General features: G+C 65.4%; 22 protein-coding genes. 10 read left to right on the top strand and 12 right to left on the bottom strand.

Annotated elements, in window-relative coordinates; all coding sequences use genetic code 11:
• Positions 1-41 precede the first annotated feature (41 nt).
• The 4 genes from CH283_RS10335 (at position 42) to CH283_RS10320 (ending at position 2,761) form a co-directional block, all read left to right on the top strand.
• Positions 42-473 carry a hypothetical protein gene (locus CH283_RS10335; RefSeq protein ID WP_217901103.1) on the top strand — a complete coding sequence of 144 codons (432 nt, stop codon included), beginning with the start codon at positions 42-44 and terminating at the stop codon, positions 471-473.
• Between the two features lie 206 nt (positions 474-679).
• Positions 680-1,015: a YbaB/EbfC family nucleoid-associated protein gene (locus tag CH283_RS10330; protein ID WP_094638725.1), complete on the top strand. Its 336-nt coding sequence runs from the start codon at positions 680-682 to the stop codon at positions 1,013-1,015.
• 3 nt (positions 1,016-1,018) lie between these two features.
• On the top strand, positions 1,019-1,627 hold the full coding sequence (gene recR, locus CH283_RS10325) for a recombination mediator RecR (RefSeq protein ID WP_032379989.1): 609 nt from the start codon (positions 1,019-1,021) through the stop codon (positions 1,625-1,627).
• A gap of 126 nt (positions 1,628-1,753) precedes the next feature.
• Positions 1,754-2,761, top strand: coding sequence for a type IV toxin-antitoxin system AbiEi family antitoxin domain-containing protein (locus tag CH283_RS10320; RefSeq protein ID WP_094638724.1), 1,008 nt, complete (start codon positions 1,754-1,756; stop codon positions 2,759-2,761).
• 32 nt (positions 2,762-2,793) lie between these two features.
• Here CH283_RS10320 and CH283_RS10315 read toward each other — a convergent pair whose 3' ends face one another.
• The 3 genes from CH283_RS10315 to CH283_RS10305 form a co-directional block, all read right to left on the bottom strand.
• Positions 2,794-3,504, bottom strand: coding sequence for a type 1 glutamine amidotransferase (locus CH283_RS10315; protein WP_094638723.1), 711 nt, complete (start codon positions 3,502-3,504; stop codon positions 2,794-2,796).
• Complete coding sequence (locus CH283_RS10310; RefSeq protein ID WP_094638954.1) at positions 3,497-4,759, bottom strand: Mur ligase family protein; 1,263 nt, start codon at positions 4,757-4,759, stop codon at positions 3,497-3,499. Before CH283_RS10310 ends, CH283_RS10315 begins: the two co-directional genes overlap by 8 nt.
• Positions 4,760-4,945: 186 nt before the next feature.
• Positions 4,946-5,842 carry an EamA family transporter gene (locus tag CH283_RS10305; RefSeq protein WP_094638953.1) on the bottom strand — a complete coding sequence of 299 codons (897 nt, stop codon included), beginning with the start codon at positions 5,840-5,842 and terminating at the stop codon, positions 4,946-4,948.
• A 72-nt stretch (positions 5,843-5,914) separates the two neighbouring features.
• Here CH283_RS10305 and CH283_RS10300 point away from each other — a divergent pair, with 72 nt between their 5' ends.
• A complete protein-coding gene (locus tag CH283_RS10300; RefSeq protein WP_094638722.1) occupies positions 5,915-6,826 on the top strand; it encodes a LysR family transcriptional regulator in 912 nt (303 codons plus the stop codon).
• On the opposite strand, the gene CH283_RS10295 is transcribed toward CH283_RS10300, so the two are convergent.
• From CH283_RS10295 to CH283_RS10285, 3 genes are all read right to left on the bottom strand, one after another.
• On the bottom strand, positions 6,795-7,172 hold the full coding sequence (locus CH283_RS10295) for an SHOCT domain-containing protein (protein ID WP_094638721.1): 378 nt from the start codon (positions 7,170-7,172) through the stop codon (positions 6,795-6,797). The two genes, CH283_RS10300 and CH283_RS10295, sit on opposite strands and share 32 nt — an antisense overlap.
• A 133-nt stretch (positions 7,173-7,305) precedes the next feature.
• Positions 7,306-9,117 carry a 2-isopropylmalate synthase gene (leuA, locus tag CH283_RS10290; RefSeq protein ID WP_094638720.1) on the bottom strand — a complete coding sequence of 604 codons (1,812 nt, stop codon included), beginning with the start codon at positions 9,115-9,117 and terminating at the stop codon, positions 7,306-7,308.
• A gap of 151 nt (positions 9,118-9,268) precedes the next feature.
• Complete coding sequence (locus CH283_RS10285) at positions 9,269-10,945, bottom strand: FUSC family protein (RefSeq protein ID WP_141215221.1); 1,677 nt, start codon at positions 10,943-10,945, stop codon at positions 9,269-9,271.
• A gap of 149 nt (positions 10,946-11,094) precedes the next feature.
• Here CH283_RS10285 and CH283_RS10280 point away from each other — a divergent pair, with 149 nt between their 5' ends.
• Positions 11,095-12,360: an aspartate kinase gene (locus CH283_RS10280; RefSeq protein ID WP_032395287.1), complete on the top strand. Its 1,266-nt coding sequence runs from the start codon at positions 11,095-11,097 to the stop codon at positions 12,358-12,360.
• A 3-nt stretch (positions 12,361-12,363) separates the two neighbouring features.
• Complete coding sequence (locus CH283_RS10275; protein ID WP_068054019.1) at positions 12,364-13,386, top strand: aspartate-semialdehyde dehydrogenase; 1,023 nt, start codon at positions 12,364-12,366, stop codon at positions 13,384-13,386.
• A gap of 49 nt (positions 13,387-13,435) precedes the next feature.
• Here the strand turns inward: CH283_RS10275 and CH283_RS10270 are convergent, their stop codons facing one another.
• On the bottom strand, positions 13,436-14,506 hold the full coding sequence (locus CH283_RS10270; protein WP_094638718.1) for an ABC transporter ATP-binding protein: 1,071 nt from the start codon (positions 14,504-14,506) through the stop codon (positions 13,436-13,438).
• Between the two features lie 116 nt (positions 14,507-14,622).
• Between CH283_RS10270 and CH283_RS10265 the strand changes: the two genes are divergently transcribed.
• Positions 14,623-16,431 (top strand): multicopper oxidase family protein, encoded by a 1,809-nt coding sequence (locus tag CH283_RS10265; protein WP_094638717.1) that lies wholly within the window; start codon positions 14,623-14,625, stop codon positions 16,429-16,431.
• A 36-nt stretch (positions 16,432-16,467) separates the two neighbouring features.
• The gene (locus CH283_RS28730; RefSeq protein WP_255183169.1) at positions 16,468-18,390 is read left to right on the top strand and encodes a DUF222 domain-containing protein; all 1,923 of its coding nucleotides are present in this window, start codon (positions 16,468-16,470) and stop codon (positions 18,388-18,390) included.
• 273 nt (positions 18,391-18,663) lie between these two features.
• Here the strand turns inward: CH283_RS28730 and CH283_RS10255 are convergent, their stop codons facing one another.
• From CH283_RS10255 to CH283_RS10245, 3 genes are read right to left on the bottom strand one after another with little or no spacing between them, the layout of a single operon-like run.
• The gene (locus tag CH283_RS10255) at positions 18,664-19,578 is read right to left on the bottom strand and encodes a polysaccharide deacetylase family protein (RefSeq protein ID WP_094638716.1); all 915 of its coding nucleotides are present in this window, start codon (positions 19,576-19,578) and stop codon (positions 18,664-18,666) included.
• Between the two features lie 40 nt (positions 19,579-19,618).
• Positions 19,619-19,897, bottom strand: coding sequence for a hypothetical protein (locus CH283_RS10250; RefSeq protein ID WP_094638715.1), 279 nt, complete (start codon positions 19,895-19,897; stop codon positions 19,619-19,621).
• A gap of 60 nt (positions 19,898-19,957) precedes the next feature.
• Entirely contained in the window at positions 19,958-20,527 is a 570-nt protein-coding gene (locus CH283_RS10245; protein WP_094638714.1) for a CGNR zinc finger domain-containing protein, read from the bottom strand.
• A gap of 81 nt (positions 20,528-20,608) precedes the next feature.
• Here CH283_RS10245 and CH283_RS10240 point away from each other — a divergent pair, with 81 nt between their 5' ends.
• Positions 20,609-21,790 carry an epoxide hydrolase family protein gene (locus CH283_RS10240; RefSeq protein ID WP_094638713.1) on the top strand — a complete coding sequence of 394 codons (1,182 nt, stop codon included), beginning with the start codon at positions 20,609-20,611 and terminating at the stop codon, positions 21,788-21,790.
• Between the two features lie 31 nt (positions 21,791-21,821).
• Here CH283_RS10240 and CH283_RS10235 read toward each other — a convergent pair whose 3' ends face one another.
• Positions 21,822-22,019, bottom strand: a complete 198-nt coding sequence (locus CH283_RS10235; protein ID WP_141215220.1) for a hypothetical protein — start codon at positions 22,017-22,019, stop codon at positions 21,822-21,824.
• Positions 22,020-22,142: 123 nt separating this feature from the next.
• Positions 22,143-22,346 (bottom strand): hypothetical protein, encoded by a 204-nt coding sequence (locus CH283_RS10230; RefSeq protein ID WP_094638711.1) that lies wholly within the window; start codon positions 22,344-22,346, stop codon positions 22,143-22,145.
• Positions 22,347-22,513: the final 167 nt, after the last annotated feature.

The raw sequence follows: 22,513 nt of genomic DNA, 5'->3' as shown, positions 1-22,513 counted from the left end.
GTACTGACAGATGTTCAGGCGCGGGGCTCTAGAATCGCATCGTGTCCTTCTCTTCCGCACTACCCGCGACCGACAGGGATCGGACGCTGGTCGAACTGGCCAGGCAGACAATCGATTCGTCGACGGATGCGGGACCTGATGAGGACGGCATCCACACGATGGGTGCGGCGGTGAGAGTGGCGGACGGCCGAACCTTCGCCGGGGTGAATCTCTATCACTTCACCGGTGGCCCGTGCGCAGAGACAGTCGCGCTTGCCGCGGCTCGGGCGGCCGGTGCGACCGAGCCGACGCACATCGTGGCGGTCGGCAACCACGGGCGCGGGGTGAAGAGCCCGTGCGGTAAGGATCGTCAGATCTTCGCCGACCTCTATCCCCTGATGCGCGTCATCATCGATTTGCCCGACGGCCTCGTCAGCGTTCTTGCCGGCGAACTGCTCCCCGCCGGATACGACCATCGCGCGGAGCAACGCTGATCCTCGTTACCGAGGGCGAACCGTGCGGCATCGCCGGAAGGCACTGCGCTGAGTGTCCACCATTCGTCACCGCAGGCGCGATCCCGTGTCTGCCGCGAAATTGTGGACACTCAGGTCGGTAGGTCGATTCGACGCGCAGTGAATCACAGCGATCCAAGGTGCGGCTACGCTGGTGTTCGCTTCGACCCACGCGAGAGGACGACACAGTGCAACCCGGTGAACAGCCCGACATGGCATCGATCCTGCAGCAGGCCCAGCAGATGCAGCAGCAGCTGATGGCGGCGCAGGCCGAGATCGCGGAAACCGAAGTGACCGGCCAGGCGGGCGGTGGCCTCGTGGTCGCCACCGTCAAGGGAACCGGTGAGGTGGTCGGACTGACCATCGACCCCAAGGTCGTAGACCCGAGCGACGTCGAGACTCTGCAGGACCTGGTGATCGGCGCGATCGCCGATGCGTCTCGCGCGGCTCAGGCCGTCGCGAGCGAGAAGATGGGCCCCCTCGCTGGTGGTCTCGGAGGCATGCCCGGCCTTCCCGGGTTCTGAGCGGTGTACGAAGGTCCCGTACAGGATCTGATCGACGAACTCGGCAAGTTTCCCGGAGTCGGTCCGAAGAGCGCTCAGCGCATAGCTTTTCACCTCCTGGGCGTCGAACCTCCCGAGGTGGATCGGCTCATGCGCGCGCTGCAGCGCATTCGCGACGGTGTGCAGTTCTGCATCGTCTGCGGCACGGTCTCGGACAAGGAACTATGTCGAATCTGCGCGGACTCACGTCGTGACAGATCGATGATCTGCGTCGTCGAAGAGCCCAAAGATGTCCAGGCCGTGGAACGTACACGAGAGTTCAAGGGCCGCTACCACGTACTCGGCGGAGCGCTCGACCCACTGAACGGAGTGGGGCCGGATCAGCTCCGAATCCGAGAGTTGTTGACCCGCGTCGGAACCCAGGACGACGGCGTCGACGTCACCGAAGTCATCATCGCCACCGACCCCAACACCGAGGGCGAAGCCACTGCCACGTATCTGGTCCGCATGATGCGTGACTTCCCCGGCCTGGCCATCACTCGCCTCGCCTCTGGCCTGCCCATGGGCGGAGACCTCGAATTCGCTGATGAGTTGACGTTGGGGCGCGCGTTGACGGGGCGTCGGCGCATGTAGAGCGGCTTCGCCGCACGTGCACGAAACCTCGTAGCAGGGGTCGAGTTTCCACTCACGACCCGGAGTTGTGCACACCCTGTGGATAGATTCTGACGTGGGCGCTGGAAACCGGCCATCCTGAGGTCCATGAGGACAAGACCAGCGGGTACCTGGCAGCGATTATTGGACGAGCAGCACGGAATCATCACCACGAAACAGATGCATGCTTTCGGCGTCAACAAGGATTCGATCAACCACTACGTGGAAACCGGGCAGTGGCTGAGAGTGTTTCGTGGAGTCGTCTCGGTGACCAATGGGCCGCTGACTCGTGAGATGCAATTGTCTGCAGCGCTGCTGTACGCAGGGCGGGGAGCGTTGCTCAGTCACACCACCGCCGCGGAGGAATGGGGGTGGGTTCGGCCTGCGGCAGGCCCGGTTCACGTCACCGTTCCGTACGGATGCTCGGCCACCAGCAAGCCGGTGACGATGAGGCACGCCAAGCAGAACTTCACCTCGGAAAGCAACGAACAAATCCATCCCGGGGTAGTGGTCCACCGTTCCCGAGCCATGGGACACATCGGTGTCGAGACGAATCCGGCTCGAACGAGCACCGTCGATACGGTCCTCGATCTCGTTGTCGCAGAGCCGACGTCGAGGCAAGCGACGACCACATTGGTCTCGGCGATGTCTTCGGGTGGCGTGAACGTCTCAGCCATGACGAGCAAGGTCGAAGTCCGGCGACCGATGCGCTACCTCAAACCGATTTTGCACACGCTGGCTCTCATGCGCGACGGAGTCCATTCTGCACTCGAACACCGTTATGTACTCGACGTCGAGCAGGCACACGGTCTGCCGGTCGGGCAGCGGCAGGCCCCGGTATTCGTTGACGGCCGACAGCTTTTCGAGGACATTCGCTATCAGATCTGCGACCTCATCGTCAGGCTGGACGGCCAGGCCTTCCACTCTGCCAAGCAGCGGCGATTTCGCGATCGCAGGCGTGACAATGCCGCGGAGCTGAGGAACCTGCCGCGGTTGATGTACGGCTGGCGCGAAGTGACCGACGACCCGTGCGGTGTGTACCGCGAGGTCCGCGAGGTGCTGGTCAGAGAGGGTTGGGACGACGCGTCGTACCCGTGCGAACGTTGCGCCTTGTGAGTGGAAATTCGTAGCGGGCTACGAGTTTTCATTCACGTGCGGCGCAGCCGCTCTTTACGTAACTGCGCAACCTCGGCAAGCTCGAGGGGAGCGAGAGTGGTGCCCAAGGCACGCTCCAACAAGTAGTCCGCCAATTCCGGGTTTCGGGCGAGTACCGGGCCGTGCATGTACGTGCCGATCACAGAACCCTGCACGACGCCTTCGCGTCCGTCGCCGACACCGTTGCCGACACCGTGGGTGACCTTGGCCAACGGCGACGCATCCGGGCCGAGAGTCGTTCCGCCGCGGTGGTTCTCGAAACCGGTGAGCTTCTGAGTGAGTCCTTCGAGCGCGGGTTCGGTGACGACTTCACCGATCGAACGCGTCGCCTGCGGTGCGGTGGTGACGTCGAAGAGCGAGATGCCGTCGACGCGTTCGCCGGCAGAGGTTTCGTACCAGTGGCCGAGGACCTGGATCGCGGCGCAGATGGCGAGCACGGGCGCTCCGCGGGCAGCGGCGTTCTGTAGTCCGGGGTATCGGGTGAGGTGACGCGTCGCCAGGCGCTGCGCCGAATCCTCGGCTCCGCCAAGGGTGTACACGTCCAGTGAATCGGGAACCGGATCGCTGAGGGTGATCTGCACGACCTCGGCGTCGATGTCTCGCATCCGAAGCCGCTGCCGCAGAATGAGCGCGTTGCCGTTGTCGCCGTAGGTGCCCATCACGTCGGGCAGGACCAGACCGATGCGGACGGTGGACTCAGACATTTTTCACCTCACGTGCCAGCGCGCGCCCGAGATCGCGGAACGCGGTGTAGTTGGCGAGCACTTCGACGCGGCCCGGCGGACAGGACGCGATGGCCTGCAACGGATCTGCGATGGTGGTGTGCTGCGAACCCGCGTACAGCAGGCGAACTCCGAGGTCGGTTGCACGTTCGCCCGCGGCGACGACGGCCACGTTCTCGAAATGCTCGAAGCGGACGTCCCACAACCACGACAGGTCTTCGCCGTCGGGAACCTGACCGTTGACGGCGATGACGAGCCCGTCGCAGGTGGGGTCGATCATCGACAGCGCCTCCTGCCAGCCGGCAGGGTTTTTCGCGAGAAGCATTCTGACGGAATGAGATCCGTACTGGATGGTGGAGTAGCGTCCGGCTACTTCGTCGACGCTCGACGCGGCGGCGACGGCACCTTCCGCGCTCGCGCCGAGGGTCACTGCGGCGGCCACGGCCTGAGCTGCGTTGCCGCGGTTGGCTTTACCTGGCAGTGACAACGTCATCGGCAGGACGAGTCCGTCGGGCCCGTAGAGATTCTCGTCGTCGAGCCACCAGTCCGGCGTCGGGCGCTTGAAGTCGCTGCCGGTGCTGTACCAGTGCTCGCCCTCCCACAGGATGGGTTCGCCCGTGCTCGGGCAGCTGACCGAATCGCCGGCCCATCCGCCGCCGGCCGCGACCCAGACGACGTTCGGTGCGTCGAATGCTGCCGACGTGACGAGGACGTCGTCGCAGTTGGCGATGACGACGGTCTCGGGATGCCGGGCCAGTCCGGCGCGCAGCTTGCGTTCGATCATGTTGATCTCGCCCACGCGGTCGAGCTGATCGCGACTGAGGTTGAGCATTACGATGGCCGCCGGTTCCACCTCGTCGGAGACATGGGGGACGTGCAGTTCGTCGACCTCGAGAGCAGCCAGTTCGGCATCGAAGTGAGCGTGCAGGGCCGCGACGATGCCGGCATCCATGTTCGCGCCGTCGGCCTGGGTGGCGACGTCACCGAGGGTGGCAAGGGCAGCGGCCGTCATACGCGTGGTGGTGGATTTGCCGTTGGTGCCGGTGACGATGACGGTTCGTCGTCCGCGACCGAGCCCGCCGAGGATGTTCGGATCGATCTTCAGGGCGACGAGTCCGCCGATCATCGAGCCCTTGCCCCGACCCGCCTTGCGAGACGCCCAGGTCGCCAGCTCCGCCGCGCGCAGTGCCACACGGCCACGTGCACCGATACGTCTGCGCTCACCCACTTCAACCATCCGCCGAGTCTGGCACAGAAGAGCGTGCAGTTTCACGTCGGCGGTTTCTACCCCTCGGTCATTCCGCAGGCTCCACTCCCGCGACCCCCGGGTCGTTCCGCAGGCTCCACTCCCGCGACCCCCGGGTCATTCCGCAGGCTCCACTCCCGCCCTATTGGGTCATTCCGCAGGCTCCACTCCCGCCTCTCACACCGGTGCTTTCTCCCGAACTTCGACCGAACGTCGCACGGCCATGCCGCCGAGGCATCCGCCGATCACGACGACGCCACCGATCAGTGCGAGCACGGACGGGTTCTCGCCCAGGAATATCCAGGCACCGGCGATTCCGACGACGGGAACGAGCAGTGAGAACGGCGCGACCAGTCCGGCGGGGTTGCGGCTCATCAGGATGCTCCAGAGACCGCTGCCGATGATGGTGGCGGGAATCACGATGTAGGCCAACGCGACCAACCCTGGCCAGCCTTGCGGACCGAACGACTCCGTCAGCGCATGCCAGCCGGTGCTCGGGCCCTCGAAGATCGCGGACAGCGCCAGCATCGGCAGCGGCGGAACGACGGTCATCCACAGCATCAGCGTCATCGGCGAATCGGACTTGGCGAGTCGGTTTCCCAGATTGCCGAACGCCCAGCCGAGGCCGGCGAGGAGGGTGAGGATCACCGGAAGCAGGGAGGCGTTCTGAGCGCGGTCCCATCCGATCAGGACCATGCCGAGGACGGCGACCGCGATGCCGATCGCCTGTCTGCGAGAGACGTGTTCGCGCAGCAGAACAGCGCCGAGCACAACGGTGAACGGGGCGGACGACTGCAGCACGAGTGACGCCAATCCGGTGGGCATGCCTGCTGCCATCGCCGCGAACAGGAAGGCGAATTGCAGAAATCCGAACCCGAAGCCGTAGAGCAGCAACCACTTCAGCGGCACTTTCGGCCTCGGGACGAACAGGACGACCGGGATGGCGATGACCAGGAAGCGCAATGCGCCGAAGAAGAACGGCGGAAAATGATCGAGTCCGACGCGAATGGCGAGGAAGTTCAGTCCCCACAGCACGGCGACGGTCAATCCGAGGAGGCGGTCGCGAGTGGTCATGGCGTCCATCGTGTCCGCTGCGAATGATCAGCACAATCGAATATATCCGCATCAACAGTTAAGATTTACTGCATGAACGTGGAGCGGCTGCGGATCCTCGCGGAACTCGCCGACCGTGGAACTGTCGCAGCGGTGGCCGACGCGATGTCGATGACCCCCTCGGCGGTATCCCAGCAACTCAAGCTGCTGGCCAGGGAAGCGGGTGTGACGCTCCTCGAACCGGACGGTCGCCGGCTCCGACTGACCGACGCGGGACGTGCTCTGGTGCTGCGTACCGACGAGGTGCTCGCTGCGGTCAGCCGCGCTAGAGCCGAGATGGATCGGTACCGTGCGTCCCCGCGGGGACGCGTCCGAGTCGCGTTGTTCCCGTCCGGTGCTGCCCTGCTGCTGCCCGGGGTGCTGACGCGGTTGGGTAACTCGGACGTCGACATCGAGGCACGCGACGAGGACCTTCCTGCATCCTCGGTGCCGGAACTGTTGGCCGACTACGACGTGGTGCTCACCCACCGCGACGAGCGAGCCCCGTCGACCGCAGGCCCGCGCATCGAAGTGACGACCTTGATGCGTGAGCCGATCGATCTGGTGCTCCCGCCCGGTCATGGTTTGGCGCAACACGAATCGATAGACCTCAGGGATCTGGTCGACGAACGATGGATCAGTGTTCGCGGCGGATTCCCGGTCGACGACGTGCTGCTCTCGGTAGCCGCGGCCACGGGCGTCGAACCCCGAGTGGTCCAGCGAGTGAACGATTTTCGCGTCACCGAGGTGTTGGTAGCGGCCGGTCACGGCGTGGCCCTCATGCCGCGGTACGCCGTGGTGCATCCCGGTCTGGTGCGTCGAGAGTTATCGGGTGTTCGGGCCGGGCGCATCTACGAACTTGCGACCAGGCCCGACGCTCGACGCCTACCGGCGATCGCGGCCGTGCTCGACGCGTTCCGGGCGGAGGCAGACCTCAGGACAGAGCTTTGGCCTTCAGCGTCCTGAACTCGTCCTGATCGATGGTTCCGTTGTCCAGCAATGTCTTTGCGTGTGCGATCTCCTCCGATGCGGACCGACCGGCCACTTCTTTGATGTAGTTCTCCTGCTGGTCCTTGGCGTGCTGCAGGGCGGCAACCTGACGCTCGGCCATGTTGCCGCCGTTCACGATGAGGTAGATCAGCGCGGTGAAGAACGGCGCGATGATGAGGAAGAGCACCCACGCGGCTTTCACGAGCCCGGATGCTTTGTGGTTTCGGAAGAGGTCTCCGATGATCGACAGCATCACCATGAGGTAAGCCACGAATGCGAAACCGACGATGAGAAGCCAGAGAAAATCCCAGAAAGAATCCATGGCGAACTTCCATTCCCTAAAGTGCCCCGACGGCAGGTTCATTGTCGCACGCGGCGTACCAGCTGAGCGTCGATAAACAGCGAAAAGCCGCCCATTCGTGATGATATGGGCGGCTTCGCGTCGAGCAGAGAATCTACTTCAGTGCGCGGTTCACAGCCGACACCACGGCACGCAGTGACGCGGTGGTGATCGACGTCGCGATGCCGACGCCCCAGACGGTGGTGGCGACACCGGCAGGAGAGGTGACCGAGGCCTCGACGTAGGCCGCGGCCTGGGCGTCGTCGCCGGCGGACATGGCGTGCTCGGAGTAGTCGAGGACGCTGACGTCGTATCCGATGGTGGACAGTGCGTCGACGAACGAGGCGAGGGGGCCGTTGCCGGATCCGGAGATCTCCTGCTCCACGCCGTCGACCTTGACCGTCGCGGTGATCGTGTCGGTGCCACCGTCGTGCTCGGCCGCGATGACCGACTGCTTGATGCGCTCGAGGGGGCGGATCGGGGTCAGGTACTCCTCGGCGAAGACGTCCCACATCTCCTTGGGCGAGACCTCGCCGCCCTCACCGTCGGTGATGCGCTGGACGGCCTGGGAGAACTCGATCTGGAGTCGACGCGGCAGGTTCAGGCCGTGATCGGACTTCATGATGTACGCGACGCCGCCCTTGCCGGACTGCGAGTTGACGCGAATGACGGCCTCGTAGGTGCGACCGACGTCCTTCGGGTCGACGGGCAGATACGGGACCTGCCAGGTGACGTCTCCGATGTCCGAACCCTGTTCGTCCGCAGTGACTTTCATCGCGTCCAGGCCCTTGTTGATGGCGTCCTGGTGGCTGCCGGAGAAGGCGGTGTAGACCAAGTCGCCGCCGTAGGGGTGACGCTCGGCGACGGGAAGTTGGTTGCAGTACTCCACGGTTCGACGGATCTCGTCGATGTTGGAGAAGTCGATCTGCGGATCGACACCGCGGGTGAACAGGTTCAACCCGAGCGTGACCAGGCAGACGTTGCCGGTGCGCTCGCCGTTGCCGAACAGGCAGCCCTCGATGCGATCCGCACCGGCCTGGTAGCCGAGTTCTGCTGCGGCAACACCGGTTCCGCGGTCGTTGTGCGGGTGCAGTGACAGTACGATGCTGTCGCGCCGATCGAGGTTGCGGCTCATCCACTCGATCGAGTCGGCATAGACGTTGGGTGTCGCCATCTCGACTGTCGCAGGCAGATTCAGGATCAGCGGCTTGGCGGGAGTGGGATCGATGATCGCGGTGACCGCGTCGCACACCTCTTTGGCGTAGGACAGTTCGGTGCCGGTGTAGGACTCGGGGGAGTACTCGTAGCGCCAGTCGGTATCGGGGAACTTGGCTGCTTCTTCGAGGACCTTGCGGGCACCGTCGGTGGCGATCTTCTTGATGACGTCACGCTCGGCCCGGAACACCACTCGGCGCTGCAGGATGGACGTCGAGTTGTAGAAGTGCACGATGACGCTGCGGGCACCCTCGCACGCGACGAAGGTGCGCTCGATCAGCTCGGGACGGCACTGCGTCAGCACCTGGATGGTGACGTCGTCGGGGATCGCGCCGTCCTCGATGATCTCGCGGACGAAGTCGAAGTCGGTCTGACTGGCCGACGGGAAGCCGACCTCGATCTGCTTGTAGCCCATGCGAACCAGCAGGTCGAACATGCGGCGCTTGCGGGCCGGGCTCATCGGATCGATCAGCGCCTGGTTGCCGTCGCGCAGATCGACGGCGCACCACTGCGGGGTGCGGTCGATGATCTTGTCCGGCCACGTGCGGTCGGGAAGGGTGACGTGCTCGACCTCCTCGGCGAACGGCCGGTAACGGTAGGTCGGCATCGAGGAGTTCTTCTGGGTGTTCCAGGCGGGCTGGTCGCTTGGTGCGGGCCGCGAGGGCGGGGTGATGGTGCGAGTTCCCGAGGTGAATGCGTCGGCTGGTGACATGGTCTTCGTCTCTCCGTACAGATCAGAGCAATGTGTTCGACCGGCGCAACGAACCCCGCGACGGGAAGCCAGTCTGGTCTCAGACCCCGTCGCGGCTGTTAAGAAGGAGAGCTCGCAGCATGGGCTGAGTGTACTACCGCGCGCCGACCGCCTACCCCAGGGTTGACGAGTGGAATTCTGCAGTTGCTGCATCGACTCTGCGCTGCCAGTGCCCGATGTCATTCATTCGTCCGACGTCGGTGATCGTCCAGCAGTGCGCGAGGAGTTCGTACCCGAGGCGATCGACCTCGGCATGCTGCGACCACACCCGATGAGCCCACCGCCGATCGTTGTGTGCGGCCTCGGCACCGGCCAACGCGGACCCGACCAGCTCGAACTGGACGTCGCGCCGGGCGGTGAGAGCGCTCGATCCGGCCACGTCCTCGGTGCGCAACACCGTCAGCAGATCGGCGCTGAGCGTCAGGACTCGGCCGTCGGACCACTGCAATGCGCGCCTGAACGCCCCGGGAAGCAGCAGCCACAGCGCAGCGAAGGCCAGAGCGACGCCCACCGTGGTTTCCACGATCCGGTCCACGACGATGTCCTCCAGCACAGCTCCCGGATGTGTCAGTGTCCCCATCAGCAGGGCGAGCGGAGTGATGAACGTGACGGCCAACCCGTAGTTGCGCGCCACCGACACCTCGATCGCGAACTGCAACACCATCAACACCACGATGACGGCCAGACCGGTCAGCGGCGAGAGGAAGATGGCGGAGAACAGGGCCACCCCCGCGAGGGTTCCGCCGAGCCGCTGCAGGCCGCGATAGGTGCCGTGCACCCGGTCGGGACCCTGTTGCAGCACCAGGACGGCACCGAGGATCGCCCAGTCCGGTCGGCTCAGATCCAGCGCGACGCTGATCCCGCCTGCCGCCGCTGCCGCGCAGAAGACCCTGATCGCCGTGGACGATGCGTGTGAATCCCGGTGCAGCGAGCGCCGCAACCGGTAGGCGATGCTCGGCCTCGCCAGCGGCAGCTGATCCGGCACCGAGTCGACTGCCTGGTCGGCATCCATGCCTCGAGAGGTAGTGGCCGCGAACGCCCGATGGGCGTCGAACAGCCTCTGCACCAGCACCGGCCTCGACGACAACCGTGCAGCACCGGCGTCGTACACGGCGGCCCAGGCTGCGTGCAGACGCGCGGCCGCGACGTGACGATCGGCGGCAGACGGCGTCGGCGAGCTCGTGTATTTCTCGATCGCGCCCACCGCGGCTCCGACGGCCTCGCGCTCGGGTCCTCGCGGATCCCACAGCACCCCGGACATCGACACCAGCAGCGCCGACGCGACGCCGATCGCCGCGCAGACCGCTCCGTGAACGGCGCCGATGCCGGCCCCGGGGATGTACGACGACACCGCGCACACCAGCACGAAGAAGAACGCACCCGGCGGTCCGAGTCGCAGCGCAGCGATGACGTAGACCGCCACGAGAGCCAGGAGCGAGAGCAGGGTCACCGGGATCATCTGCGCCCATCCGGTACTCCCGAGATCGAGCGCCACCTGCCCGGCCGTCGCCCCGAGCCACACCGACGCCACCAGTGCGCCGCCCGCGGTCAGGACGACCCACCAACGCGAACGATAGGGACGCCCCTCGCCGTAGATGACGGCGAAACTGCCCGAGACCACCAGCAGGGCCTCGGTGTGGAACCCGAGAACCCACGCCGCGATCGCGGGGATACCGAACGCCAGAGCCGAGCGCAGTCCACCCGGCCAGCGACGGCCGACGGCAGGGAGCCCGAAGAGCACCCGCAGACCTCGTGGGGGTGGGGGTGGGCGGTGCTCGGGAAGGGTCACCCGAACATGTTAGGTCAGGTGTATCCGCAGGCGAACCGCCCTAAAGTCCCAGCTCGGAGCTACCCGGGCCACTGCTCGGGGCATTCGCTCGGTAGGGTTACCCCGGAACAATCGCCCGATTGTCGGCTATCCAGCGGAGGTAAACAGGCGTGGCTCTCATCGTCCAGAAGTACGGTGGATCGTCGGTGGGAACCGCCGAACGTATCCGACGCGTCGCTGAACGAATCGTCGAGACCAAGAAGGCAGGCAACGACGTCGTCGTGGTCGTGTCGGCCATGGGCGACACCACCGACGAACTACTCGACCTGGCCCAGCAGGTGTGCCCGGCCCCGCCGGCCCGCGAGATGGACATGCTGCTCACCTCGGGTGAACGCATCTCCAACGCGCTGGTCGCGATGGCCATCCACTCGCTCGGTGCCGAGGCCCGGTCGTTCACCGGCTCCCAGGCAGGCGTCGTCACCACCAGCGTGCACGGCAACGCCAAGATCATCGACGTCACCCCCGGCCGCGTGCGCAGCGCCCTCGACGAGGGTTCGATCGTGCTCGTCGCCGGATTCCAGGGCGTCAGCCAGGACAGCAAGGACGTCACGACGCTCGGTCGCGGTGGGTCCGACACCACCGCCGTCGCGCTCGCCGCGGCCCTGAACGCCGACGTCTGCGAGATCTACACCGACGTCGACGGCATCTTCACCGCCGATCCGCGCATCGTGCCCAACGCCCGGCACCTCGACACCGTCTCGTTCGAGGAGATGCTGGAGATGGCCGCCTGCGGCGCGAAGGTGCTCATGCTGCGCTGCGTCGAATACGCGCGTCGCTACAACGTTCCTGTTCACGTGCGCTCGTCGTACACCACGAAACCCGGAACGATCGTCTCCGGATCTATGGAGGACATTCCAGTGGAAGAAGCAATTCTCACCGGCGTCGCACACGATCGCAGCGAGGCGAAGGTCACCGTCGTCGGCTTGCCCGACACCCCCGGCTACGCCGCCAAAGTGTTTCGCGCGGTGGCGGATTCCGAGATCAACATCGACATGGTGTTGCAGAACGTGTCCAAGATCGACACCGGCAAGACCGACATCACCTTCACCTGCCCCAAGGCCGACGGCCCGACGGCAGTGGAGAAGCTCACCAAGCTCCAGGCCGAGATCGGCTTCGCTCAGGTGCTCTACGACGACCACATCGGCAAGGTCTCCCTCGTCGGTGCGGGCATGAAGAGCCACCCCGGCGTCACCGCGACGTTCTGTGAGGCCCTCGCCGACGCCGGCATCAACATCGACCTGATCAGCACCTCGGAGATCCGCATCTCGGTGCTGTGCAGTGACACTCAGCTCGACGAAGCAGTACGCGCGCTGCACGCCGCCTTCGATCTGGGCGGCGACGAAGAAGCCGTCGTACACGCAGGAACAGGACGATAGACGATGACCACAGTTGCAGTCGTAGGAGCCACCGGCCAGGTCGGTGCCGTCATGCGAACCCTGTTGGAGGAGCGCAACTTCCCCGCCGACACCGTTCGATTCTTCGCCTCCGCGCGCTCGGCGGGAAAGAAGCTGCCGTTCCGCGGCGAGGAGATCGTCGTCGAGGACGCCTCCACCGCAGACCTCGCCGGAATCGACATCGCGCTGTTCTCCGCGGGTGCGACGCTCTCACGTGAGCAGGCACCGCGTTTCGCCGCAGCAGGTGCCACCGTCATCGACAACTCCTCGGCGTTCCGCAAGGACTCGGACGTGCCGCTGGTGGTCAGTGAGGTCAACCCCGAGGACGCGAAGAATCCGCCGCGCGGCATCATCGCCAACCCCAACTGCACCACCATGGCCGCAATGCCGGTGCTCAAGGTGCTGCACGACGAAGCAGGCCTGCAGCGCCTGATCGTCTCGAGCTACCAGGCCGTGTCCGGCAGCGGACTCGCAGGTGTGGAAGAACTCGCCACCCAGGCGCGCGCCGTCATCGGCGACGTCGAAAAGCTGGTGCACGACGGTTCGTCGGTGGATTTCCCGGCCCCGAACAAGTACGTCGCGCCCATCGCCTTCAACGTCCTGCCGCTGGCCGGTGCGTTGGTGGACGACGGATCCGGCGAAACCGACGAGGACCAGAAGCTGCGCAACGAATCGCGCAAGATCCTCGGCCTGCCGGACCTGCTGGTCAGCGGCACCTGCGTCCGCGTGCCCGTGTTCACCGGTCACTCGCTGTCGATCAATGCCGAATTCGCCAACCCGCTCTCGGTGGAACGCGCTCGTGAGCTGCTCGCCTCCGCCCCGGGCGTCTCTCTGGTCGACGTGCCGACGCCGTTGCAGGCCGCAGGCGCGGACGATTCCCTCGTCGGCCGGATCCGCCAGGACCCGGGTGTTCCCGAGGGCCGCGGATTGGCACTGTTCGTCTCGGGCGACAACCTGCGTAAGGGCGCGGCGCTCAACACGATTCAGATCGCCGAGCTGCTGGTCTGAGCTCGTGCGCGTTGTGCGTCCCCAGGGGTACGCACAACGCGCACGACGGTCAGTTCAGGCGGTGACCCTCGGCGGAGGCGTCGAAGATGTGTGCGTGCGCGTCGTCGATACGGACGTGGACGCGGTCACCCTTCTCGGGTGGGCTGCGCCAATCGGCCCGTGCGACGATGGTCTCGGTGCGGCCGTTGATGTCCGCACGGCCGAACACGAAGGCCTCGGAGCCGAGTTCCTCGACCACGTCGATCTCCAGAGCGATTCCGCTGCTCGCGATCTCGATGTGCTCGGGCCTGATGCCGAACATCACCTCGGTGGCCGAGCCGAGAGTTTGTCGCGGCACCGGTATCACCTGATCGGCCAGGCGAACGCCGCCGTCGGTGACCGGGACGCGGAACAGATTCATCGACGGTGAGCCCATGAACCCGGCGACGAACGCATTGACCGGCTTCCGGTACAGCTCGCGCGGGGTGGCGCACTGCTGCAGCACACCACCTTTCAGGACGGCGACGCGATCGCCCATCGTCATGGCCTCGACCTGATCGTGGGTGACGTAGACCGTCGTCGTCCCGAGCCGGCGCTGCAACTGCGCGATCTGGGTGCGCGTCTGGACTCGCAGTTTGGCGTCGAGATTGCTCAGGGGCTCGTCCATCAGGAACACCTGGGGTTGGCGAACGATGGCGCGGCCCATGGCAACTCGCTGCCGCTGCCCGCCGGAGAGCGCCTTGGGCTTGCGATCGAGAAACGGCTCGAGGTCGAGTAGATTCGCGGCCTCCTCGACGCGAGTGCGAATGTCGTCCTTGTTCGCCTTCGCCAACTTCAGAGCGAAGCCCATGTTCTCCGCGACGGTCATGTGCGGATACAGCGCATAGTTCTGGAACACCATCGCGATGTCGCGATCCTTGGGTTCGGAGTGGGTGACGTCCTTGCCGCCGATGAGGATGCGACCGGAATTGACCTCTTCGAGCCCCGCGAGCATCCGCAGCGACGTCGACTTTCCGCAACCCGACGGGCCGACCAGAACGAGGAATTCACCGTCCTCGATGTGCAGGTCGAGCTCGTCCACCGCGGGGGCGTCTGAGCCCGGAAACAGCCTGGTGGTGCGCTCGAAAGTAATCGTTGCCATGACAGATAGATCCCTCCACCGGCAGGAACGTGCCGGACGATCCGAGTGTGGGGTGACGGCGGGAGCCGACGGGCACATAGTATGGCCCCAATCACAACAAGGAGAGAGGTGGCTCGGTGAGCGGATCTGTGTCCAGGCGAACCGCCCTTCGAGGGCTCGCCGTCGCCGCAGTAGCCGCTGGTGCCGCTGCACTCCCGGTGGCGTCGACGACGCGCCGCGCGATGGCCGACGACTTCCTTCGTGGCCAGAGCCCCCTGCTGTTCCACTCACCGCCCCTCACGCCGTTCCGGGACGAGCTGCCCAGGTTGCCGCTGATCAGCGGTACCGAGGTGACGTTGGACGCGCACAGCTCCACCCACGTGTTCCACGCCGATCTACGGCCGGCACCCACCTTCGGATACGGCCAGTGCGACTACCTCGGACCGACCATCGAGTCGCAGACCGGCCAGCCCTGGACACTGAAGTACTCCAACACAACCGCAGGCAACCCGCTCGCCGCCGACATCGACACCTCGCTGCACGGCATGAGCGAGATGGACCGCACGATGACACCGACGGCGCTGCACCTGCACGGGGCCGTCACCGAACCGGCGAGCGACGGGCACTCCGAGATGCTGGTGCGCCCGGGAGAGTCGATGACGCACAACTTCTCGGGGCTCAACGACGCCGCGGGACTCTGGTACCACGATCACGCGATGTCGATGACGCGCATCAACGTGTACGCGGGCCTGCTCGGCATGAACCTCGTGCGGGACCGTTGGGACACCGGTACGTCCGACAATGTGCTGGGTCTGCCGTCGGGTGAGTTCGAGCTGCCGTTGGTGCTGCAGGAAAAGATCATGAATCCCGACGGCAGCATGAGTATCCGTTCCAACATCACTGTGCCGCAGGGTAAATGGGAGGGCGGCGGCACCGGAGACGTGGGCGTCGTCAACGGCAAGATCTGGCCGACGATGGAAGTCGCCAGGGGAATGTACCGACTGCGCGTCGTCAACGCAGGGTCGTACAGCGTGTGGAACCTGTTCTTCACCAACAGACTTCGATTCTGGGTCATCGGGAACGACGGGGGATTGCTCGACGCTCCGGTGGAAGCCACCAGCATCCGACTCGCCCCGGCCGAGCGCGCCGACATCCTCGTCGATTTCGGTGCCGTGGAGCCGGGCGCACTGATCGAGCTGCTCAACGACGAGCCACCACCCGCTCAGGCGGCATCGCTCGGTGCGGTCCCGATGCCGATGTTCTGCCAGTTCCGCGTCGCGTCCGCGGCGGGGTTCCGGGGCGGCATGCCGACGCTGCTGCGCGGTGGCAAGGGGCAGCCGGATGTGTTGCCGCCGTTGCCGACCGCGACATTCACGCGAACGGTCACCGTCAACCAGCCGTCCGGTGGGCTCAACCTGGACATGACGCTGATGAACCTGAACAACCTGAGGTACTCGGACCCGGACATCGAGATGCCCAAGCAGGGGACCGTGGAGATGTGGAACATCGTCAACACGACGGTGGAGCCGCACCCGATTCACCTGCACCTGGCCCACTTCCGGACGCTGGGACGCATCCCGATCGACCTCGCCGCCTACCAACGTGATTTCCCCAGGCCCACATTCGGTACCCGATGGGCTCCGCCGGTGGAGAAGTTCCTCACCGGTCCGTCGGTGCCCCCGGCGGCGTGGGAAGCCGGGTGGAAGGACACCGTCAACACCTACCCGGGCACCGTCACGCAGATCCTCGTTGGATTCCCGACGGCCGACGAGCTCGGGTTCGACCCCGACGCCACCTTCGCCGGGCCGGCCGCGCACCACGGCGGCGAGCACGGTGGACACGACATGGGTGGGGGCGGCGAACTGCAGGGGTACATGTGGCACTGCCACATGCTTGATCACGAGGACCACGAAATGATGCTCAGGTACCGCACCGTCGCTCCGTGACAAAGCTTGTCGGTGGGTGGGTATAGCTTTCGTGGTGTGAAGACATGGGGGGATGTGTTCGGGCTCGGCGACCAGGATTTGGTCTCCGAGCTCGCTGGCGTGTCCTCCCTCGAAAACGAGCTCGCTGCAACGCGATTGACGCTGCTGGCGGAAATGGACCGCCGCGGTCTGGCCATGAAACTCGGCTACTCGTCGGTGACCCGGTGGTACGCGCGATCGGTGCGCATCACCGACGGGTCCGCGGCCCGTCAGATGGAGCTGGGGCAGTGGCTCACCGACCGGCCCAGCGTGTTGGGTGCCCTCGCAGGTGGTGACATCCACGCCGCGCACGCCTCGGCGATCGCCGACGGCTACGCCACCGTGGTGGTCGCCGACCCCACCCTCGACGAACAACGCCGCGACGCGGTCGTCGCCGAACTGCTCGAAACCGCCATGCGCAGCACCGCCGGGCAGGTCGCCTCCCGCGCGCAGGCACTGGCGCATTCTGCGGCCGAGGACGCCAGAGCCCGCCACGAGCAGGCCGAGAAGCAACGACAAGAACAGGAGCGGGAACAGGAGCGGGAGCAAGAGCGGGACCGTGCGAGCCGAGCTGACGCGGGTGACGCAGCCGGCTCGGGCGAGCCCGAACCTGCTCGGCCCGAACCTGTTCCAGCTGGACCGCCGCCGATACCGGTGTCGGAGAACCCGGAGTTGAACCGTTTCGATGTTCACCCGCTTGCCAGTGGCCGCTTCCAGATCGGCGGCAACGTCGACCGACTCCTCGCCGAGAAGCTGCTCACCGCGCTGTCGGCGTTGACCGCGCCGCAGCCCGGCCCCGGTGGTGAACGCGATCTACGTGGTCCGTCGAAGCGGCGGGCCGATGCCCTCGATCGGATCCTCGACCGGAACCTGAGCGGTGGTGGCCGCGGATCGGCGGGCGGGTCGCGGGCATCGGTGCACTTGATCGTCCCGCTGCGGGACCTGCTCGCCGACCGCGGACACACGCAATCGAACAGGCCAACAACGGGTTCGAGGGCATCCGGTGCAGGCGGCCACTCACAACCAAGAGATACCGAGGGCGGTCCCGATCGTGGCAACGGTCGTCGCGTCAGCGGGAACCGTGCTGATGCCGATGCCAGTTCACGGACCGGTGATACCGAGGGCGATCCCGATCGTGGTGCCGGTCGTCGCGTCAGCGGGAACCGTACTGGTGCCGGCGACGACTCAAGGGCCGGCAATACCGACGCGGGTCCCGATCGTGGAACCGGTCGTCGCGTCAGCGGGAACCTTGCTGGCATCGGTGACAGTTCACGGACCGGTGATGCTGGCGGCGGTCCCCACGTCAGCGAAAGCAGTGCTGGTGCCGGCGACAGTTCACGGACCGGTGATGCCGACACGGGTCCCGACGATGCTGATGGCGGTCACGACGTCGGGAGCGGTGTCGGCGACGGTTCACGGACCGGTGATCCCCGCGGCGATCGCGTCGGTCGCAGCGCTGCCGCCGGTGACCATTGCGGGCAGAGGTCTGCACCTGAGCCCGGTGATGCCGACTGGCCGTTCCACTTCGACTGGACCGGGCCGATGAGCCGCGCTTTCGCCGAACTTCTCACCTGCGATGCCGACCTCACCCCCGTCATCGTCGACCACCACGGCGTCCCGCTCGCCCTGGGCCGCAGCACCAGACTTGCCAGCGACGACCAACGCATCGCCCTGACCATCCGCGATCGGTGCTGCGTGATGTGTGGCCGCCCCGCACAGTGGTGCCAGGCCCACCACGTGAAGTTCTGGGAACACGGCGGCCGCACCGACCTGAACAACCTCGCGCTGGTCTGCGGAGAATGCCACCGCCTCGTCCACCACGGCGACTGGCAACTGCTCATGGGCGACGACGGACACCCCTACGCCGTCCCACCCGAATCCATCGACCCCACACGACAACCCATCCCCAGCTACCACCGCCGAAAGCGGCGCGCAGCCTGACAACACATCAGTCGCGCCACCCGGCCGTCCAAGCCATTCCCTCTCTCGGAGCCGTGCGCCGGCCGCGCGGCATTCGGCGCGGCTTCGGCGGGCTGGCCCCCTGCGCGCACGGTGCTGTCGATCAGCGCTGACGGGCCAGGCACCTCACTCATGACTCATGACCGGTTCTCCTGCCCGCCCGAGCTTTCACCGACGACCGGCTGGCTTTCAACAGTCGGTAGGCATCCATGTGGACCAGGTCGCTGGCGGCACCAGCAGTGGACTGTCCGTCGCCTATCCGTCGCGCAGCGGTCGACGGCCAGTGTCCGAGGGAGCTACGAGACCGCGGTAGTGCGTGGCGATCTCGCCCGGTGTGGTGAACCAGACGCCGTCGCTGTTGTCGAGCATGTGCTGCAGGGCGGACCGGAACCGGCGAAGTCGGTAAGGCTGTCCGGTGAGAAACGTGTGCAGAGAGATCGCGAGCACCACGGGTTGGTGCTGAGAGTTCTCCTTCAGTTCGTCGAAACTGTCGATTATGTTGCGCTCGAACGTCGCTGCGGTCTGGTGATGGTGAACGAACACCGGAAGGTCGTTCACCTCGTGCGGGTACGGAACGCTGAGCAGCGGGCCTCCGCGGGTCCTCAGCCAGACCGGCTGATCGTCGATGGGCCAGTCCAAGGTGTATTCGTAGCCGCGTTCGGCGAGCAAGTCCTCGGTCACTCGACTGGGGTTGGCACCGGGGCTCATCCAACCCCGAGGCGGTGCTCCCTCGTGGCGCTCGATGGCGGTCGTCACCTCGTCGATCGAGCGTCGTTCGGCTTCCTCGTCCTGATCGTTCGGTTGCACGGCGTTCGTTCGTCCGTGCGCGACTACCTCCGCATCGAGGGCGCGGAAGGCGTCGACCAGCTGCGGCGCATGGTCGTACACCTCGGTGTTGACCAGCAACGTCGGGCGAACTCCACTCCGGTGCAACGTCTCTGCGATCCGGAAGCCGCCGACGCGGTTGCCGTACTCGCGCCAACCCCAGTTGTAGGTGTTCGGCTGATCCATACCGGGTGTGTAGCCCAGCCCTGGCCCTCCGTCGTCGTACGGAAAGTGCTCGCAGTTGACTGCCACGTACACCGCGAGGCGCGCCCCACCCGGCCACTCGAATTGTGGGCGATCGCCGATGGGGGAGTAGTCGAAGCGGCCATGAGAAGCGAGGGGCATGGCGACAGAATTGCCCGCGGCGAGCCGAGACAAACGGCGGTCACTTGGACTCCGCTACGGCGGCGACGAGGTCCGCGATCTGAGGGTCCCGTGGTTCGAACACCTCGAAGATTCCTATGGCCACCAGCTGCGGTGCCAAGTCTTTCAGGGTCGCGACCACTTCGTCGTGTGCCTCGGTTCCGGGTTGCAGGTCGCGGAGTGCTTGCGCATTGGCGACGAACGCCGCCACGGTGCCTTTCCGTATTCGGACGCCGTCGAACGATGCCCGCTCTGCTCCGTCGGGAAGTATTTCCTCGGGGCGTACCGAATGACCGGCCATTGTCGATTCCTTCCGTCGAAGTAGTGCGTGTTTTGCGTACGAATTCCAGTGTGCTCCCAGTCAGCGCGACGAGGCCGTGCGTCGGTTGGCCGCCATACGCGCCTTCTTCTGACGGTTTCCGCAGGTGTTCATGTCGCACCACTTACGCGAGCGGCTTTGGCTGGTGTCGAAGAACGCGGCCCGGCACGTCGGGGACGCACACAGTGCCAACTTTCCGTCTCGCTCACCCGCGATGACGTCGATGGCGTCGGCCGCGACAACGCCCAGGGCATCCTCAACGGACGGTGTCGAACTCAGCTGCCAGCGGCGGTGACCCTCGGGTGTGAGAACAGCAGCGGCCTGCCCGTGAATACTGCGATCGTTGATGGTTCGGACGGCCGATTCGGGCAGTGTGTCTTGGAGTGCGGCAGCCGTCGCAGTGAGATGAATTGCCTCGCGCAATTCATGAGCCAGGCCCAGTTGAGCATCGGTGCAGCCCTCGACGGCTAGTCCGTTCACCGCCAACCAGTCGATGAGTCGGTGCGGTACCGGAATCCGTTCCACGGGGTCACCGCATCGTTCGGTCAGCGTGCCGGTGAACGCGGTCGACAGGACGCTACCGGGACGAAACTCTGGAAACCGTGCGGGCATGGAACCAGCTTAGCTGGTTGCGCTTCAGGAGTGACGACTGTAGAACTGGCTTAGACGGTTCAACCGAAATCAGGAGTGCCCATGCAGTCGCTCAGCAGCCCCGGAGTGTGGTCGTTCGAGTCCTTCACACCCGACGACGATCTCGACGATCTACGTGCACGATTGCGTGCTGCGCGGCTGCCGGAAGCCGAGACGGTAGCCACTACCGAGTTCGGCCGTCGGCGATGGGATCAGGGTGTTCCGCTCGCCGACCTGGAGGAGATCGTCGACTATTGGCGCACCGGCTACGACTGGCGGAAGTTCGAGGAGCGCATCGCCATGATCGGGCAGTTCCGCACCGTCATCGACGGTCTGGGAATTCACTTCTTGCACCGCCGGTCCACGCGCGCCGATGCCACTCCGCTGATCATGACGCACGGCTGGCCGGGCAGTATCGCCGAGTTCATCGATGTAGTGGACGGTTTGGCCCATCCCGATGACCCCGGCGTGCCTGCGTTCCACGTCGTCGTCCCCTCTCTGCCGGGGTTCGGTTACAGCGACAAGCCCAGCTCCAACGGTTGGGGAACCGAAAAGATCGCGACCGCGTGGGTCGAGTTGATGCGACGGCTCGGCTACGGCAAATTCCTGGCGCACGGTGGAGACTGGGGCGGCGTGGTCACCACCATCCTCGGAGGCCGATTCCCGGAGCATGTTCTCGGAATCCACACAACGCTCACTCAGGCACCGCCTGGTCTGGCTACGGCAGGCTTGACGGCCGACGAGCGGCGTTGGACCGAGGAGACCAGAGACTTCTGGCACCACCACTCGGCGTACGCGAAGCTGCAGGCCACCCGGCCGCAAACCATCGGGTACTCGCTCGTCGACTCCCCGGTCGGTCTGCTTGCCTGGATTCTCGACAAGTTCGCGGAGTGGACGGACACAGAGGACAGCCCGTTCGAGACGATCTCCAGGGACAGGCTGCTGGACAATGTCACCCTGTATTGGCTCACGCGCACCGGAGCATCGTCGGCTCGGATCTACTACGAGAGTCACAATGCCCTCGATCCGGAGCTCCGGGTCGATGTGCCCGCGGCGATAACCACGTATCCGCGCGATATCGAGAAGAATCCCCGATCGTGGGCTCAGGCGCGCTTCCGACAGATCGTGCGATGGACGGAACCCGAGTCAGGTGGCCACTTTCCGTCGCTGGAGAATCCCGTCTACTTCGTCAGAGATCTGCAAGAGGGGCTCGCTGCAGTGCTCGCGGCTACCGGTAGGCATTGAAATGTGGAGTACTACTCGTCAGGTCCGATGCTCAGCGGGGACGCAGCACGGACGGTGAGATGGGCATGGGCGAACCGGTCTCCCGGCGTGATGACGGTTTGCTCGTCGACGGATGCCCGGTGGTGGCGTCGACCGGCAGGTCAAATGGGTCGATACTGCCATCGACGATGATCTGCAGGATGGGGTAGTCGTCCTGCCCTGTGATGACGGGCGTCCTCTGTGCCGACACCACTTCGTCGCCAGTCTCTCGGCCCATGTAGGCGGGTGCGACAGCGTCGACTTTGCACGTTCTCGAGACGGGGTGAGACAGGGCAGTCCATCAATTCGACTGCTGCACAGTCGATGATGGCGATCATGTTCGGGGTGCGTTTGCGTCGCCGAGGAAGATCGGCGCTTCGGTGAGGCCCGCGTCGACGACGTAGTCGGCAATGGTGGGGTTGGGTCCGGTGGGTGCCTCGGTGCCGAGCCGTAGCCTCTGTGCATCCGTCCGATGCTGAGCGAGGAGCACCACGAATGTGAATGTGGCTCCACGAACACCGACGGTAGAGATTGTCATCGGCCCTCTTTTGCCTGATTCGACGCAGCATTCGCGTGGCTACAGCAGGTCGAACCGACCTGATCGTAGAGCCGAGACAGTGGAAATGGCTTGGAAAGCGGTGCGCGCAGTCCAGTCGACCTTCCGATCAACCGGTGAGATCGAGACCAACTGCTTCCCGAAGCGAA

The organism is Rhodococcus sp. 05-2254-2, assembly GCF_002259095.1.
Lineage (GTDB): Bacteria > Actinomycetota > Actinomycetes > Mycobacteriales > Mycobacteriaceae > Rhodococcoides.
Note: the sequence above shows the minus strand (reverse complement) of the source record. Positions and strands in the feature narration are given on the sequence as shown.

What these genes read in the sequence shown, in the direction of transcription:
- CH283_RS10320 (WP_094638724.1), top strand. Translation starts at nt 1,754, where the DNA reads ATGAGGACAAGACCAGCGGGTACCTGGCAGCGATTATTGGACGAGCAG.
- CH283_RS10315 (WP_094638723.1), bottom strand. Translation starts at nt 3,504, where the DNA reads ATGTCTGAGTCCACCGTCCGCATCGGTCTGGTCCTGCCCGACGTGATG.
- CH283_RS10310 (WP_094638954.1), bottom strand. Translation starts at nt 4,759, where the DNA reads ATGGTTGAAGTGGGTGAGCGCAGACGTATCGGTGCACGTGGCCGTGTG.
- CH283_RS10305 (WP_094638953.1), bottom strand. Translation starts at nt 5,842, where the DNA reads ATGACCACTCGCGACCGCCTCCTCGGATTGACCGTCGCCGTGCTGTGG.
- CH283_RS10300 (WP_094638722.1), top strand. Translation starts at nt 5,915, where the DNA reads ATGAACGTGGAGCGGCTGCGGATCCTCGCGGAACTCGCCGACCGTGGA.
- CH283_RS10295 (WP_094638721.1), bottom strand. Translation starts at nt 7,172, where the DNA reads ATGGATTCTTTCTGGGATTTTCTCTGGCTTCTCATCGTCGGTTTCGCA.
- leuA (WP_094638720.1), bottom strand. Translation starts at nt 9,117, where the DNA reads ATGTCACCAGCCGACGCATTCACCTCGGGAACTCGCACCATCACCCCG.
- CH283_RS10275 (WP_068054019.1), top strand. Translation starts at nt 12,364, where the DNA reads ATGACCACAGTTGCAGTCGTAGGAGCCACCGGCCAGGTCGGTGCCGTC.
- CH283_RS10270 (WP_094638718.1), bottom strand. Translation starts at nt 14,506, where the DNA reads ATGGCAACGATTACTTTCGAGCGCACCACCAGGCTGTTTCCGGGCTCA.
- CH283_RS10255 (WP_094638716.1), bottom strand. Translation starts at nt 19,578, where the DNA reads ATGCCCCTCGCTTCTCATGGCCGCTTCGACTACTCCCCCATCGGCGAT.
- CH283_RS10250 (WP_094638715.1), bottom strand. Translation starts at nt 19,897, where the DNA reads ATGGCCGGTCATTCGGTACGCCCCGAGGAAATACTTCCCGACGGAGCA.
- CH283_RS10245 (WP_094638714.1), bottom strand. Translation starts at nt 20,527, where the DNA reads ATGCCCGCACGGTTTCCAGAGTTTCGTCCCGGTAGCGTCCTGTCGACC.
- CH283_RS10240 (WP_094638713.1), top strand. Translation starts at nt 20,609, where the DNA reads ATGCAGTCGCTCAGCAGCCCCGGAGTGTGGTCGTTCGAGTCCTTCACA.
- CH283_RS10230 (WP_094638711.1), bottom strand. Translation starts at nt 22,346, where the DNA reads ATGACAATCTCTACCGTCGGTGTTCGTGGAGCCACATTCACATTCGTG.